Origin of the sequence: Bradyrhizobium sp. Arg237L (assembly GCF_029990105.1) — a bacterium.
In the GTDB taxonomy this organism is placed as follows: domain Bacteria; phylum Pseudomonadota; class Alphaproteobacteria; order Rhizobiales; family Xanthobacteraceae; genus Bradyrhizobium.
This window is the reverse complement of sequence record NZ_JAQMIL010000079.1, coordinates 1-15600: the sequence shown is the minus strand read 5'-3', so window position 1 is coordinate 15600 and position 15600 is coordinate 1. Positions and strand designations below refer to the sequence as shown.

The following is a 15600-nucleotide window of genomic DNA, read 5'->3' as shown; positions in this document are numbered from 1 at the left end:
CCTCAACGCTTGTGATCGGGCATTAATCGCCGGCGTTCGCGGCCGTGCCATATGGCCAGGACCAGTCGCGGATATCGGGCATGTCCTCGCCGTGCGCGCGGACATATTTGCCGTGCTCGATCAGCCGGTCCAGGCAGTGCTGCTTGACGGCGGCCGCGGACGCCGCAAGTCCCGGGACGCGGTTGATGACCTCGATCGCCAGATGGAAGCGGTCGAGCTCGTTGAGCACGACCATGTCGAACGGCGTCGTCGTCGTTCCCTCTTCCTTGAAGCCGCGCACATGCATGCCGGCGTGGTTGGTGCGTGCATAGGTGAGGCGGTGAATCAGATAGGGATAGCCGTGATAGGCGAAGATCACCGGCTTGTCGCGGGTGAACAAGGTGTCGAACTCGCGGTCGGTCAGTCCATGCGGATGCTGTTCGCGCGGTTGCAGGGCCATGAGGTCGACGACGTTGACGACCCTGATCTTGAGCTTGGGGATCTGCTTCCGGAGCATGTCGACGGCGGCGAGCGTCTCCAGCGTCGGCACGTCGCCGGCGCAGGCCATCACCACGTCGACGTCGCTGCCGGGTGTTTCCGTTCCGGCCCATGACCACGCGCCGATCCCGGCCTCGCAATGAACCGCGGCCTCCTTGATTGTCAGCCATTGCGGCGCGGGCTGCTTGCCGGCCACGATGACGTTGATGCGGTCGTAGGTGCGCAGGCAGTGGTCGGTGATCCAGAGCAGCGAGTTGGCATCCGGCGGGAAATAGACGCGGACGACGTCCGCCTTCTTGTTGGCAACGAGATCGACGAAGCCCGGATCCTGGTGGCTGAAGCCGTTGTGATCCTGCCGCCAGACGTGAGAGGTGAGCAGGTAGTTCAGCGAGGCGATCGGGCGCCGCCAGGGCAGGCCGCGGGAGACCTTCAGCCATTTGGCGTGCTGGTTGAACATGGAGTCGACGATGTGGATGAATGCCTCGTAACAGGAGAACAATCCATGTCGCCCAGTGAGCAGATAACCCTCGAGCCATCCCTGGCAGAGATGCTCGCTCAGGACCTCCATCACCCGGCCGTCCCGGGACAAATGGACGTCGTACGGCTCGATCTCTTCCATCCAGACGCGATCGGTCACTTCGAACACGGCATCGAGCCGGTTTGAGGCGGTCTCGTCCGGACCCATAATGCGGAAGTTGCGGGTGCTCTCGTTGCGCCTCATGACGTCGCGCAGGAATTTTCCCATCGTGCGCGTCGCTTCATTCATCACGCCGCCGGGCGTGGCGACCTCGATGGCGAAGGCGCGATAGTCGGGCAGCTCCAGCTCACGCTTCAACAGCCCGCCATTGGCATGCGGATTGGCGCCCATCCGACGCGCACCTGCCGGCGCCAGTTTCTGCAACTCCGGAACGAGCGTGCCGTGCTGGTCGAACAACGTCTCCGGCTGATAGCCGCGCAGCCATTGCTCCAGTATCGCGAGATGGCTTGGATTGCTGCGGACTTCGGCAACCGGCACCTGGTGCGCGCGCCAGAATCCCTCGACCTTGAGGCCGTCGACTTCCTTGGGGCCGGTCCAGCCCTTTGGGCTGCGCAGCACGATCATCGGCCATCGCGGCTGCTCCGGCGACGGCGATGCGCCTCGCGCGGCCTGCTGGATGGCGCGAATACGATCCGTTGCCGCATCCAGGGTGGCTGCCATCTGCCGGTGCATCGTCGTGGGATCGTCGCCCTCGACGAACATCGGCTCATGGCCAAAGCCCAGAAACAGGTGGCGGATTTCGTCGTCGCTCATCCGTCCGAGCACGGTCGGGTTGGCGATCTTGTAGCCGTTCAGATGCAGGATCGGGAGCACCGCACCGTCGCGCGCGGGGTTGAGAAACTTGTTCGAATGCCAGGAGGCGGCGAGCGGGCCGGTCTCGGCTTCGCCGTCGCCGATGACGCAGGCAACCAGGAGATCGGGATTGTCGAATGCCGCGCCATAGGCATGGGCGAGCGCATAGCCGAGTTCGCCGCCTTCATGGATCGAGCCCGGTGTCTCCGGTGCGGCGTGGCTCGGGATGCCTCCTGGAAAGGAGAACTGCCGAAACAGCTTGCGCAGACCGTCAACGTCCCGCGTGATGTTGGGATAGATCTCGGTGTAGGTGCCTTCGAGATAGGTATTGGCGACCATGCCGGGCCCGCCATGGCCGGGGCCGCAGACATAGATGACGTCGAGATCGCGGTGTTTGATCACGCGATTGAGATGGGCATAGACGAAATTCAAACCGGGCGTCGTGCCCCAATGGCCGAGCAGGCGCGGCTTGATATGTTCCTTGTGAAGCGGCTCGCGGAGCAGGGGATTGTCGAGCAGATAAATCTGGCCGACCGAGAGGTAGTTGGCGGCGCGCCAGTACCGATCAAGCAGATCGAGTTCGGCGCTATCGAGAACGGCGGACGTGCTGCTTACATCTTGCATTGAACGCCTCGTTGTTTCTTGGCGACGTTGCCAATCGTGACGGCTTTGCCGGACGCGCCACTGTCCATTCCCGAGCGGTGCGGGTATTGACCCAGGTCAACCGCATCCAAGCCATCCTCGATCCCGGCGCCATTCGAGCATGCGCTTGCTGCGCCATCTGTCCGATGACAACGGGCGCGGATCAGCGCCGTTCCGGCGCAGGAAATGTGAGATTATAGCGGCGGCGTTTGACGAAACTGCGATGCCGCGCTTTTGACCAGGGGGCGTGCGGCCAAACGGTACGGTGCGGCCGGCGCTACCGGCTGGAGACCAGTTTCAGCGGAGGCTGGAGGGTCGCCTCGAGTTCCACCCGCAGGCGCTGGACTCGGGGATCGCTCGATCGCTCGGCGCACACGGTGTATTGATGGACGGACTGCGCCAGCGCCCGCCGCTCCGGAGCTGTCTTCGACACTGCAGCGAGCTTGAGCACGATGGCGCCCAGGTTCACCAGCATTTCGTCCAGCGTCTGGTCGATCTTGTCGAACTCGTTCTTCATCCGCAGTCCTGTGCACGTCAATGAAGGCTGGTCGATGACGTTCCTGTGGCGGCTTCGGTAAAGCTAACCATTGGTAAATGCCGTAGGGTGGGCAAAGCGAAGCGTGCCCACCATCACGAGCGGAGTGTTGATGGTGGGCACGCTTCCGCCGGTGTTTGATTGAATGACGGTGCAAGAAGTCGCTTTGCCCACCCTACTCACTGCTCACTAGAAACCGAGGAGCCCCCATGGCACGCAAACTGATCGACATCTCCGTTCCCCTGCAGAACGACGTGCCGGCCGATCCGCCGGGCAACCACCCGACCATCCAGTATATCGATCACCAGCAGGGCCTGCCGCGCATGCTGGAATTCTTCCGGGGGTTACGAGCGGAAGAGCTGCCGGACGGGCAGGGCTGGGCAGTCGAGCAGGTCAACCTCTCCACCCATAACGGCACGCATCTGGATGCGCCCTGGCACTTCCATCCCACGATGAATCGCGGCGAGCGCGCCTGGACCATCGACGAGGTGCCGCTGGAATGGTGCTTCCAGCCCGCCGTCAAGCTGGACTTCCGGCATCTGCCGGACGGCTATGTCGCGACCGCCAAAGACGTCGAGGAGGAGCTCAAGCGGATCGACCATACGCTGCAGCCGCTCGAGATCGTCGTCGTCAATACCAGCGCCGGCGCGAAATTCGGTCGGCCGGATTACGTCGTCTCGGGCTGCGGCATGGGCTATGAGGCGACGATGTATCTGTTGGAGCGCGGCGTGCGGCTGACCGGCACCGACGGCTGGAGCTGGGACGCGCCGTTCGTCTACACCGCGAAGAAGTATGCCGAGACCAGGGACGCCAGCCTGATCTGGGAAGGGCACAAGGCCGGCCGCCACATCGGCTATTGCCACCTCGAGAAGCTGCACAATCTCGAACTGTTGCCCTCGACCGGCTTCATGGTGTCGTGCTTCCCGGTAAAGATCGAGCGCGCTTCGGCCGGCTGGACGCGGGCGGTCGCGATCCTCGATAGCTGAGCCGCGCGCAAGCGTTTTCGAGCGAAGTGGATACCGGTTCGCGTGAAGAAAACGCGTCAAAACAAGAATCCAGAGCTTCCTCGCCAAAAGAAAATCAGGTGCGCCGTTTCCGACGCACCTGATTTTTTCCTTCGATCCAGTGCAGTAACGTCGGACTAACGTACTACCTGCAGACGCGAACGCCGCGCGGGGTCCACCAGCAGCGTGGACCACCATAGTAGCCGTAGCCACCACGGGGATACCAGCCACGGCGATAGCCGCCGCCGCGATAACCCCATCCGCCGCCTCGATATCCGCCACGATAACCTCCGCCGCGCCCGCGCCACTGCGCCTGCGCCGACGAGGTGGTCGCACCGACCAGAATCGCCGACGTGCTGGCGACATAGACGAACAGCAATGCCACCGCGGCAAGGCAGCGCGTCAGGAAATTGTAGCGTTTAACCATTCAGTAATCTCCCGGTCACTTCCATACATCCAAACAATCCGAACTGTCTTGCTTAGACGTTTGAGACAGCCACTAGTTCAGATGCACTAAGACAAAATTTTGTCGAACGTTCTTGCGCTTCGCAAAAACTCTATTGGGCGGGTCGGGTAAGGTCAAGTTATGGTCCCGCTTGCAGAAATGCATCGTTTGTCCTGCTGTTCATCCATCGTTCATCTTGTTCATCTTCGTCGTACCCAGTGATTTGTGCGCTACCGAACCAAGACGAAAAAGATTTCGACAAAATCCCGCAGAGAACTTGATGTCGACACGATCGCGCTTCTAAGCCACGCGATGATTCCCGCCTGACGAGTCCCCATGCCCAAGCAGCACACCTATGTCCTCGGCCTCAACACCTACGATCATGACGTCAGCGCCTGCCTGTTGCGCGACGGAGCGATCGCCTTTGCGATCGCCAAGGAGCGGATCACGCGCGAGAAGCACGCATCCGGATTCCACAAGGAGGCGATCGACTATTGCCTCAAGGCCGAGGGCATCACGCTCGATGACGTCGATCTGGTCGTCAGCAATTGCTACATCCTGCCGGTGCCGGAGCTGGAAGAGCGTCTGATCTATCAGGACATGGCCGGCTTTCTTCCGTATCCCGAGCGGCAGGAGGCGTCCAAACATCCGCTGTTTCGTTCGACCTCGGGCAAGGTGCGATCGGTCTCCCACCATCTGGCGCATGCCTACAGCGCATTTGCGGTGTCGCCGTTCGATGAGGGCGCGGTGATGGTGGTCGACGGCGTCGGCAACTATCAGTCCGACGTCATGGAGACATATCCGAATGCTGATGCGGCGTCGCCGCTGGCGCGCGAATCCGAAAGCTACTACCACTTCGCGGGCGAAAAGCTGGAATGCCTGAAGAAGGTCTTCATGGAGCCTTCGCGCGGCATGCTCAGCGACGAGTTCTACAACATGCCGGGCCTCGGCGCGCTCTACAGCCGCGTCTCGTCCTACGTATTCGGTGACTGGAACAAGTGCGGCGAACTGATGGGCCTTGCGCCCTATGGCCGCCGCGAGCAGGTCAAGCATCTCCTCGATATGAACGACGGCAAGTTGTATGTGCCGCCCTGGACGAGCGAATTCCACGAACCCTATCTGCTCGACAGCGGCAGTTGGGAGAAGAACCCGGCGATGCGTCACTGGGAGGACATCGCCTGGCGCGTGCAGGACGACACCGAGAACGTGCTGCTCGCCCGCGCGCGCTGGCTGCGCGAGACCACGGGCGCGAAGAACCTTTGTATCGCCGGCGGCGTCGCACTGAATTGCGTGGCCAACGGACGGATTGCGCGGGAAGCCGGTTTTGAAAATGTGTGGATCCAGCCCGCGGCCGGCGACGACGGCACCGCGATCGGCTGCGCCTATTACGGCTGGCTCGAGATCCTGAAGCAGCGGCGCAACTTCGTAATGGAGCACGCTTACGTCGGCAGGCCCTATAGCGAGGCGGAGGTCGCGGCCGCGCTGCAGAAGTTTTTGGTGCGCGTGCAGGTGGACATCAGGCGCAGCGACGATATCTGCCGCGATACCGCCAAGCTGCTGGCCGACCAGCGCGTGATAGGCTGGTTCCAGGGGCCGTCCGAGTTCGGGCCGCGTGCGCTCGGCAACCGGAGTCTGATCGCCGATCCGCGCCGGGCTGACATGAAGGACATCCTCAACAGCCGCGTCAAACACCGGCAGGCGTTCCGCCCGTTTGCGCCGCTCGTGCTGGCCGAGCGGATGACGGAGATCTTCGAAGGCGAGGAGGATTCGCCGTTCATGCTGATCGCCAAGCCCGTCCGTCCCGAGTGGCGCGACAAGATTCCGGCGATCGTCCATGTCGACGGCACGGCGCGCGTGCAGACCGTGCGCGAGGCGACCAATCCCAGGCTCTACCGGCTCTTGAAGGAGTTCGAGGCGCTGACGGGGGTGCCGGTGCTGATCAACACCTCCTTCAACGTCAAGGGTGAGCCGATCATCGAGACGCCGGAGGACGCCGTGAACTGCTTCCTCGCCACCGGGGTCGACAACCTGATCCTGCATGACACGATCGTGTCGAAGGGCCGGATGCACAAGGTCGTCGCGCCGCTGGTCAGGACTTATGGCGATGTCGCGAGCATCGTCGCCTCGACCGCCCCGCCGCCGGCCTGAGATCTACCTCGCCCCGCTTGCGGCGAGAGGTCGGAATTCAAGCGCAGCTTGAATCCGGGTGAGGGGGAGTCTCCGCGAATCCATCTGCTACCGTGTTCGCGGAAGCGGCCCCTCACCCCAACCCTCTTCCCGTGGAGAACGGGGAGAGGGAGAGGATGGCGCTACGTTGCCTTCGCCGGCGTCGGCGGCGTTTTCGGCAGCGGCTTGTCCTGCCGTTTCGACCAGGAGATGTAGTAGGCCACGATCGTCATGATCGCGATGCCGGTGACGCTGACGAAGATCTGCGCGAGCAGCGAACCCGAGCTCATCGACAGCTCGAAATGCCCGACAAAGGACAGGAACACGCCGACGCAGAACACCGCGAGCGACTGCTGGCCGCAGACGATCAGCGGATCGAACACCTTCCACTCCAGCGCCGACCAGTCCTTCGGGATGAAGCGGATCACGAGGATGACGATGACCGCGAAGTGGATGAAGCGGTAGGGCGCAAGGTTGGTCTTGTCGTTCGGGTTGAAGGCCGAATAGAGCCAGTCGGGGAACATGGCGCCGAAATCCGGGAAGCGGCCGGCCATGGTCATGATCAGCGCGAAGATCATATAGGCGATGCAGAACCAGAGCGTGTAGGGCGAGTTGATGATGTCGGCATTCTTGCGCGCGCCGCCGAGCGCGCACCAGGCGCCGAACACGAACAGAACCTGCCAGCAGAACGGGTTGAAATACCAGACGCCGGCCGGATAGGCCGGCAGGTTCCATCCCACCTGGCGCGATACCAGCCACAGCGCGATCGAGGCGAGCATGGTCAGGTTCGGTTGCCGCAGCATGAACCAGAGCACCGGCGGGAACAGGCCCATCAGCACGATGTAGAGCGGCAGCACGTCGAGGTTGACCGGCTTGAATTTGAGGAACAGGCCCTGGCGCAGGGTCTCGGTCGCGTTATCGACGAGGCCGGCGACGTTGAACTCGTTGATGAGGTTGGAATCGCCGAAGCGCAACGCCAGGTAGCTGATTGCGGCGATGTAGATCACGAACAGGATGATATGGGCGACGTAGAGCTGCCAGACGCGCTTGGTCAGCCGGGTCGCGCCGACGACGAAGCCGCGCTCCAGCATCATCCGGGCATAGACGAAGGAGGCGGTATAGCCGGAAATGAAGACGAAGAGATCGGCGGCGTCGCTGAAGCCGTAGTTCCGCGTGGTGATCCAATTCACCACATTGTCGGGGATATGATCGAGATAGATCGCCCAGTTCGCGACCCCGCGAAACAGGTCGAGCCGGAGGTCGCGTCCCTTTTCGGGCAGGGTGGCGTTGATTTTCATGGGTCCCGCTTCGAAGTGATGCTTTCGAGAAGGCCGCGCCGCGAGGCACTCGAGCCCATCCGCGGCCAGATTGTCACAGCGCGGTAGAATGGCTATACCAGACGGAAAGGTAACATCCGGGTTCAGGAATCACCCATCACATCCGTGAAAGGTGTTTTTATACTATCCCGGGCGTTCCCTCCACACGCTCCATGTCGCACAATCCCCGAAGGTTCGACGATCCATGACGACAGCACGCATTTTTAAGCCCGCCAAAAACGCGATGCAATCGGGGCGTGCCAAGACCAGGGAATGGCAGCTCGACTACGAGCCGGAACAGCCGCGGATGGTCGAGCCCCTGATGGGCTGGACCTCGTCCGGTGACATGAAGCAGCAGCTCACGCTGCGCTTCCAGACCAAGGAAGAGGCGATCGCCTATTGCGAACGCAAGGGCATCCCTTACCAGGTGCTCGAGCCGAAGGAATCCCTCCACCGGCAGATCGCCTATGCCGACAATTTCTCGTTCCGGCGCGGCGAGCCCTGGACGCACTGAAGCCCGCAACAGGGTCCTGCGGGCTCTGGCTGCATTTCACCTCCCCTTGAAAAGGGGAGGTCGGTTTGCGCGTGACACGCGCAAACCGGGTGGGGATTCTCTCTCCATTGGCACCGGTGCCCGGGGCTGACCCCCATCCCAGCCTTCCCCCTTTCAGGGGGAAGGAGCCCAGACAGCCTCGGCCCAGGGCGCGGTCACCGGTCGCGCGACCCTGCCGGATCGGCCGCCGTCGGAATGTCGGGGAGCGGCAGCGGTGCGTCCTTGGAGACGCCGAGCACTGGAAAGCTCCTGATGGTGCGCACCTCAGCCATCGCCGAGAATTGCAGGAGCTGCTGGTGCATGCCCTGCACACCGGTTGCCACGCACTTGAGCAGGAAGTCCGCTTCGCCCGAAATGCGCCAGCACTGCTGCACCAGCGGCAGGCGGGCGATCGATGCCTCGAACGCCTCCAGCGTAACCTGGTTCTGGCTGGTCAACTGAATCAAGACAAAGGACACCACCTCATAGCCGAGCGTCCGCTCGTCAAGGCTTGCGCGGACGTCCCTGATGACGCCGCGGCTACGCAGCGCGCGGACGCGGCGCAGGCAGGCCGGCGCGGAGATGCCGACCCGTTGCGCCAAATCGTTGTAGCGCAGCCGGCCGTCCCGCTGCAGCTCGGACAAAATCTTCCGGTCGATCTCGTCGAGCTCTGTCATGGATGCCTCGTGCGTTGACGAGCGAGTCATTCGGCGGCGACGCGCCGGGTGGCCTTGCGGCGGGCAGGGGGAGCGGCTGCCTGCGGCGCAATGCCCGACAGCACCAGCTTTTCATGGGTGGCGATGATGGCTTCCTTCGAGAGCCGGCCGCCCGGACGATACCAGGTGCAAGGCCCGGTCAACATCGCCAGGATCGCAAAGGTCGCGACCTGGACGTCCACCAGGTCGAAGACGCCCTGCGCAACGCCTTCTTCGAGGATGTCGGCAAGGCGCCGCTCATAGGCCTCGCGCAAGGCGATCACCGCCGCGTAATTCTTCGGCTCCAGGCTGCGCAGCTCGGAATTGGCGATGTAGACCTCACGCTTGCGCGTCATGTGATAGCTGACGTGGAAGGCGACGAAGGCGCGGAGTTTTTCCACCGCCCCAGTCTTGCCGTCGAGCGCAAGATCGAGCTGTCGCAGCAGTTCGTTGATATGGTGCTGCACCAGGTCGAACAGCAATTCCTGCTTGGTGCTGATGTGGTTGTAGAGCGATCCCGCCTGGATGCCGACCTCGGCGGCGAGCTGACGCAGGCTCATGGCCTCATAGCCATGCTCGAAGATCAGGCGCGTTCCGGCTTTCCGGATCGCCTCCAGCGTCGTTGGGCCGTGTGAGCCGATCGTGCGCGCCATCGGAACCCTCGCAGGGGGTGTTGAAAAAGTGCAGGAAACAAGCGAACGATCGTATATTTATAGTCGGAAAACCAAGCGAAAACAATGTAGTATAACGTAAGCGGTTGCTCAAGATCGAGCCTCTTGAGACGGCGATAAAAAAACGTATGATCGTTCGTTATAAAATCCCAAGACGATGGGAGGACTCATGGCCTCGAACCCGGCGGTGGTGGTCAATTTCCGCAAGACGGGATCATCAGGCTTGGGCGGCGGAGCCTATCGCGCGACAAAGCGCGATATTCTAGTTTGAAGATTGTCGAAACACGCGGCAGAAAAGCGCAACATGCAGCTTCATTCCACGATCGATCCCAAATCCCAGGAATTTTCCGGCAATGCCGAGGTGATGCGCGGCCTGGTGGCCGAGCTCCGCGACAAGCTCAGCCAGGTTGCGGGCGGGGGAGGCGAGGCGTCCCGTATCAGGCATACCTCGCGCGGCAAGATGCTGGCGCGCGACCGTGTCGACCTCCTGGTCGATCCCGGCACCGCGTTCCTGGAATTGTCGCCGCTCGCGGCCAATGGCCTCTATGGCGGCGACGTGCATTCGGCGAGCGTGATCACCGGGGTGGGGCGCATTGCGGGCCGCGAATGCATCATCGTTGCCAATGATGCCACCATCAAGGGCGGCACCTATTATCCGATGACGGTGAAGAAGCACCTGCGCGCCCAGGATATCGCGCGGCAGAACAATCTGCCCTGCGTCTACCTGGTCGATTCCGGCGGCGCCTTCCTGCCGATGCAGGACGAGATATTCCCGGACGAGCGCCACTTCGGCCGCATCTTCTACAACCAGGCGCAGATGTCGGCCGCGGGCATTCCGCAGGTCGCGATCGTCATGGGCTCCTGCACCGCCGGCGGCGCCTATGTGCCGGCAATGTCGGACGAGAGCATCATCGTGCGCAATCAAGGCACGATCTTCCTCGGCGGCCCGCCATTGGTGAAGGCCGCCACCGGCGAGGTGGTCACCGCCGAGGAGCTCGGCGGCGCCGACGTGCATTCGCGGCAATCCGGCGTCACCGACCATTACGCGCAGAACGATGCGCACGCGATCGGCATTGCCCGGCGTATCGTCGCCACGTTGAAGCCGCCGGCGCGCGCCGCGCTCAATATGCGCGAGCCGCGGGAGCCGCTTTATCCGGCCGAGGAGATCTATGGCGTGGTGTCCTCCGACGGCCGCAAACCGTTCGACGTTCACGACATCATCGCGCGGATCGTCGACGGCTCCGAATTCGACGAATTCAAGAGGCTCTATGGCACGACGCTGATCTGCGGCTTTGCCCATATCTGGGGCTTTCCGGTCGGCATCATCGCCAATAACGGCATCCTGTTCAGCGAGAGCTCGCTCAAGGGCGCGCATTTCATCGAACTGTGCTGCCAGCGCGGCATCCCGCTGGTCTTCCTGCAGAACATCACTGGATTCATGGTCGGCAAGAAATACGAGGCCGGCGGCATTGCGCGCGATGGCGCCAAGCTCGTCACTGCGGTCGCGACTGCCGGCGTGCCGAAATTCACCGTCGTGATCGGTGGCTCCTATGGCGCCGGCAATTACGGCATGTGCGGGCGCGCCTACAGTCCGCGCTTCCTCTGGCTGTGGCCGAATGCGCGCATCTCGGTGATGGGCGGCGAGCAGGCCTCGATGGTGCTGAGCCAGGTCCGGCGCGACAATATCGAGGCCAAGGGCGACACCTGGTCGGTGGAGGAAGAGGAGAAGTTCCGGGCGCCCATCCGCGCGCAATATGAGAGCCAGGGCAATCCCTATTACGCCACCGCGCGGCTCTGGGACGACGGCGTGATCGATCCCGCCGATACGCGCCTTGTGCTCGGCCTGGGGCTATCGGCCGCCGCCAATGCGCCGATCGAGCCGACGAAATTCGGCCTGTTCAGGATGTGACGATGGACCGCTCAAAACTGTACCGGCGTTTTCGCACCCTGCTGATCGCCAACCGCGGCGAGATCGCAGCCCGCGTGATCCGCACCGCTAAGGCCATGGGCCTGCGCACGGTTGCGGTCTATTCCGAAGCCGACCGCGATGCTCTGCATGTCGCGCTCGCCGACGAGGCCGTGCTGCTGGGTCCGGCACGGGCGCGCGACAGCTATCTCAACATCCAGCGCGTGATCGAAGCGGCGCGCGAGACCGGCGCCGAGGCTGTTCATCCCGGCTACGGCTTCTTGTCCGAGAACGCTGAATTCGCGCAGGCCTGCCTTGAGGCAGGGCTGGTGTTCGTCGGCCCCACCGCCGAGATGATGAATGCGATGGGTTCGAAGTCCGGCTCCAAGGCGCTGATGGAGAAGGCTGATGTCCCGCTGGTGCCGGGCTATCATGGCGAGGCCCAGGACGAGGCGACGCTGGCGAACGCCGCCGAGCGCATCGGTTTCCCCGTGCTGGTGAAGGCCTCCGCCGGCGGCGGCGGCCGCGGCATGCGCGTGGTGAATTCGGCGGCCGAGGTGTCGGCTGCGATCGTCAGCGCCAAGCGCGAGGCCAAGGCGGCATTCGGCGACGACCGCATGCTGATCGAGAAATACGTCCAGAACCCGCGCCACATCGAGGTGCAGATCATCGGCGACAGCCATGGCAATCTGCTCTCGCTATGGGAGCGCGAATGCACGCTGCAGCGGCGGCACCAGAAGGTGATCGAGGAAGCGCCGTCGCCGACGCTGAATGCGACCCAGCGCGAGACGGTTTGCGCCGCCGCGCGGAAGGCGGCCGCGGCGGTCAATTACGTCGGCGCCGGCACCATCGAATTCGTCTCCGATGGCAAGGACGTGTTCTTCATCGAGATGAACACTCGCCTGCAGGTCGAGCATCCCGTCACGGAACTGATCACCGGTGTCGATCTCGTCGAATGGCAGCTCCGGGTCGCTTTCGGCGAGAAGCTGCCGCTGAGCCAGAACGAAATCAAACTTAACGGTCACGCCATCGAGGCGCGGGTTTATGCGGAAAATCCGCAGAAGAATTTCATGCCCTCGGTCGGACGCATCAAGACCTGGCGCACGCCGCAAGAGGGTGACGGCTTGCGCATCGACTCCGGCTATCGCAGCGGCGATAACGTCTCGCCATACTATGACGCGATGCTGGCCAAGGTGATCGCGTGGGCGCCGACGCGCGAGGTCGCGATCGAAAAGCTCAATCGCGGGCTCCAAGAGACCGATGTTCGCGGCATCGTCACCAACATCCCGTTCCTGTCGGCGCTGGTAACGCATCCTGCCGTGGTCGCGAACGCGATCGATACCGGCTTCATCGAGCGCGAACTGAAGAGCCTGACGGAAGAACGTGGGGCCGCCGGTGCGTTCGAGCTGTGCGCTGCAGTCGCTGCGATCTTGAATGAGGAACAGAAGGCTGCACGGAAGGAAGCACATTCGCCGTGGCAGACATTTGGCTGGATGCCGGTTGGCCAACGGCAGCGGGTGTTCTCGTTCCGGCAGGGGCAGGGCGCGGAACAGAAGGTGACGCTGCGCTATGGCAACGGGCCGTCGACGGTGTTGGTCGGCGATCGCGAGTTCGTGCTGGCACTGGCGCCCGCGGCGGACAGCGGCTTTGACCTGACGCTTGATGGCACGAAATCCCGTGTCGTCGCCGTCATCGAAGGTCACGAGCTCTACTTGCGCACCCGCAACGGCCGCTTCGACCTGCACTGGGTCGATCCGTTCGGCGGCGAGACCGAGGAGCATGTCGGCGAGGACAAGATCGTGGCGCCGCTGCCGGGCACCGTCGTCGCCCTGCTCGCCGAGGAGGGCGCGACGTTGGAGAAGGGCGCGGCGATCCTGACACTGGAAGTGATGAAGATGGAACAGACGTTGCGCGCGCCGTATGCCGGGGTGCTGAAGAAGCTGAAGTGCAAGGTGGGCGATATCGTCGGCGAGGGCGTCGAGCTCGCCGAAGTCGAACCGGTGGCCGCGTGATGAGCGACAGCGTCCGTATTGTCGAGGTCGGTCCGCGCGACGGGCTGCAGAATGAGAAGACGCCGATCAGCGTCGCCGATCGGATCGCTTTCATCGAGCGCCTGATCGGTGCCGGCCTGCCGATCGTCGAGGTCGGCGCCTTCGTGTCGCCGAAGGCGGTCCCGCAGATGGTCGGCTCCGACCAGGTGCTGCGCGGCGTGAGCCATCTTCCCGGCGAATTCCACGTGCTGGTGCCGAACGAGAAGGGCTATGAGGCCTCGCAAGCCGCCGGCGCCAAGGTGATCGCGGTGTTTGCCTCGGCCTCCGAAGGTTTCTCGCGCGCCAACATCAATTGCTCGGTCGCAGAATCGATCGAGCGGTTCAAGCCGGTGCTGGCGCGCGCGAAGGCCGATGGCATCAAGGTGCGCGGCTATATCTCCTGCGTGCTCGGCTGCCCCTTCGACGGCGAGGTCAAGCCGCAGGCGGTTGTCGACGTCGCCAGGACGTTGTGGGACCTCGGCTGCTACGAGATCTCGCTAGGCGACACCATCGGCGTCGGCACGCCGGTCAAGGCGCGGCACCTGATGCGCGCGGTCGCGGGCGAGGTACCGGCACAAAATCTCGCGATGCATTTCCATGACACCTACGGCCAGGCGCTCGCCAACCTCTACGCCGGCATGGAGGAGGGCGTCCGCGTCATCGATTCCGCCGCCGGCGGTCTCGGCGGCTGCCCCTATGCCCCCGGCGCGACCGGCAATGTCGCAACTGAGGACGTCGTCTACATGCTCGAAGGCATGGGCATCAAAACCGGCGTCGACATGGAGAGGTTGCTCGCCGCGACGAACGAAGTCAGCCGCCTGCTCGGCCGCCCGCCGGTGAGCCGCGTCGCCAATGCGCTGAACGCGAAGAAGAAACGCTAACTTCGTAGGGTGGGCAAAGCGCAGCGTGCCCACCATCGCGAGCACAGCACTCGATGGTGGGCACGGCGCTTCGCGCCTTTGCCCACCCTCATATGGGGCTTTGTGAGTCAAGGCTCTCAACGAACAGGGTTGGGTTGGGTTTTTGCGGTGAGAGGGCGGCGCGCGGAGCCATGCGTAGCGCAGCGCGACGACCGGGCCCCGGGCGAGGATTGGCTTCCGAAGATTTCTGCAGCTCACTGCATCACCTCATATCCGGTCGGATCGGCTGACCCGTACCCACCTTCCGCATGCTTGCGGCGAGGAAGCCTGAGCGGATGAGACCCATCTACAAAACGGCTTTGTGAAGCCCCTGGGTGGCACGGTCATCATCCATCCTGTACGGGGCGCGCGGCGCGGGCCGCCTTCGCCCTGGTTGGTTTGTTTGGTGCTATGCCTTCATCACGGCCTCTTCCGGAACAAGACCGCTGGTGAGATAGCGCCACAGCGCCACGATCAGCTTGCGCGCCAGGGCGACGATGGCGACGCGCTTGGCGCGCCTGCCGGCGTTCTCCGTGCGGCTGCGGAACCAGCGGCTGAGCGCGCTGTCCGGCTGATGGCGCAGCCAGAGCCACGCCAGTTCGATCGTCTTGTGGCGGGCGCGCCGGTTGCCGGCCTTGCTAATCCCCTGCTCGCGGTCGATGCCGCCGCTTTGCCAGGGACTGGGCGCCAAGCCGCAATAGCTTGCGACCTCGCGCCGGTTGCGGAAGTCCTTGTAGAACACCTCGTGCACCAGCGTGGTGGCAAACGCCGGGCCGAGTGCCTTGAGTTGCTGCAACTGATCCCGTCGCTTCGCCATCGGTGCGGGCATCGCAGCGGCTTGCGCCGCGGCCTGGGCCTGCTCCAGCGCCTTGAGCTGGTCACGCACCAGCATCAGCCGGGCATGCTCGCGCTTCACTTCGGCCAGAAGCTGCGGCGGCAACGGCTGCCCTTG

The 15600-nt window shown here is 63.4% G+C and carries 13 protein-coding genes; 6 read left to right on the top strand and 7 right to left on the bottom strand.

What is annotated here, in order from left to right; translation table 11 throughout:
* Window positions 1-22 precede the first annotated feature (22 nt).
* Window positions 23-2431 (bottom strand): phosphoketolase family protein, encoded by a 2409-nt coding sequence (locus OZ411_RS35000; protein WP_282531586.1) that lies wholly within the window; start codon window positions 2429-2431, stop codon window positions 23-25.
* A 295-nt stretch (window positions 2432-2726) separates the two neighbouring features.
* Window positions 2727-2966, bottom strand: coding sequence for a hypothetical protein (locus OZ411_RS34995; RefSeq protein WP_282531585.1), 240 nt, complete (start codon window positions 2964-2966; stop codon window positions 2727-2729).
* 227 nt (window positions 2967-3193) lie between these two features.
* Between OZ411_RS34995 and OZ411_RS34990 the strand changes: the two genes are divergently transcribed.
* Window positions 3194-3970, top strand: coding sequence for a cyclase family protein (locus OZ411_RS34990; protein ID WP_282531584.1), 777 nt, complete (start codon window positions 3194-3196; stop codon window positions 3968-3970).
* 163 nt (window positions 3971-4133) lie between these two features.
* On the opposite strand, the gene OZ411_RS34985 is transcribed toward OZ411_RS34990, so the two are convergent.
* Window positions 4134-4415 (bottom strand): hypothetical protein, encoded by a 282-nt coding sequence (locus OZ411_RS34985; protein WP_130581761.1) that lies wholly within the window; start codon window positions 4413-4415, stop codon window positions 4134-4136.
* 354 nt (window positions 4416-4769) lie between these two features.
* Between OZ411_RS34985 and OZ411_RS34980 the strand changes: the two genes are divergently transcribed.
* A complete protein-coding gene (locus OZ411_RS34980; protein WP_282531583.1) occupies window positions 4770-6581 on the top strand; it encodes a carbamoyltransferase C-terminal domain-containing protein in 1812 nt (603 codons plus the stop codon).
* A gap of 161 nt (window positions 6582-6742) precedes the next feature.
* Here OZ411_RS34980 and OZ411_RS34975 read toward each other — a convergent pair whose 3' ends face one another.
* Window positions 6743-7897, bottom strand: coding sequence for an OpgC domain-containing protein (locus tag OZ411_RS34975; protein WP_282531582.1), 1155 nt, complete (start codon window positions 7895-7897; stop codon window positions 6743-6745).
* A 223-nt stretch (window positions 7898-8120) separates the two neighbouring features.
* Between OZ411_RS34975 and OZ411_RS34970 the strand changes: the two genes are divergently transcribed.
* Window positions 8121-8429 (top strand): ETC complex I subunit, encoded by a 309-nt coding sequence (locus OZ411_RS34970; protein ID WP_035691450.1) that lies wholly within the window; start codon window positions 8121-8123, stop codon window positions 8427-8429.
* A gap of 194 nt (window positions 8430-8623) precedes the next feature.
* On the opposite strand, the gene OZ411_RS34965 is transcribed toward OZ411_RS34970, so the two are convergent.
* Window positions 8624-9124 (bottom strand): Lrp/AsnC family transcriptional regulator, encoded by a 501-nt coding sequence (locus OZ411_RS34965; RefSeq protein ID WP_282531581.1) that lies wholly within the window; start codon window positions 9122-9124, stop codon window positions 8624-8626.
* Between the two features lie 26 nt (window positions 9125-9150).
* Window positions 9151-9795, bottom strand: a complete 645-nt coding sequence (locus OZ411_RS34960) for a TetR/AcrR family transcriptional regulator (protein ID WP_282531580.1) — start codon at window positions 9793-9795, stop codon at window positions 9151-9153.
* Window positions 9796-10117: 322 nt separating this feature from the next.
* Between OZ411_RS34960 and OZ411_RS34955 the strand changes: the two genes are divergently transcribed.
* From OZ411_RS34955 to OZ411_RS34945, 3 genes are read left to right on the top strand one after another with little or no spacing between them, the layout of a single operon-like run.
* Window positions 10118-11722 carry a carboxyl transferase domain-containing protein gene (locus tag OZ411_RS34955; RefSeq protein WP_282531579.1) on the top strand — a complete coding sequence of 535 codons (1605 nt, stop codon included), beginning with the start codon at window positions 10118-10120 and terminating at the stop codon, window positions 11720-11722.
* Window positions 11723-11724: 2 nt separating this feature from the next.
* Entirely contained in the window at window positions 11725-13731 is a 2007-nt protein-coding gene (locus OZ411_RS34950) for an acetyl/propionyl/methylcrotonyl-CoA carboxylase subunit alpha (protein ID WP_282531578.1), read from the top strand.
* Window positions 13731-14630 (top strand): hydroxymethylglutaryl-CoA lyase, encoded by a 900-nt coding sequence (locus OZ411_RS34945; protein ID WP_282531577.1) that lies wholly within the window; start codon window positions 13731-13733, stop codon window positions 14628-14630. Before OZ411_RS34950 ends, OZ411_RS34945 begins: the two co-directional genes overlap by 1 nt.
* A gap of 427 nt (window positions 14631-15057) precedes the next feature.
* On the opposite strand, the gene OZ411_RS34940 is transcribed toward OZ411_RS34945, so the two are convergent.
* Window positions 15058-15600, bottom strand: a 543-nt coding sequence (locus OZ411_RS34940) for a transposase (RefSeq protein ID WP_282531576.1), incomplete at its 5' end; no start/stop codon positions are given.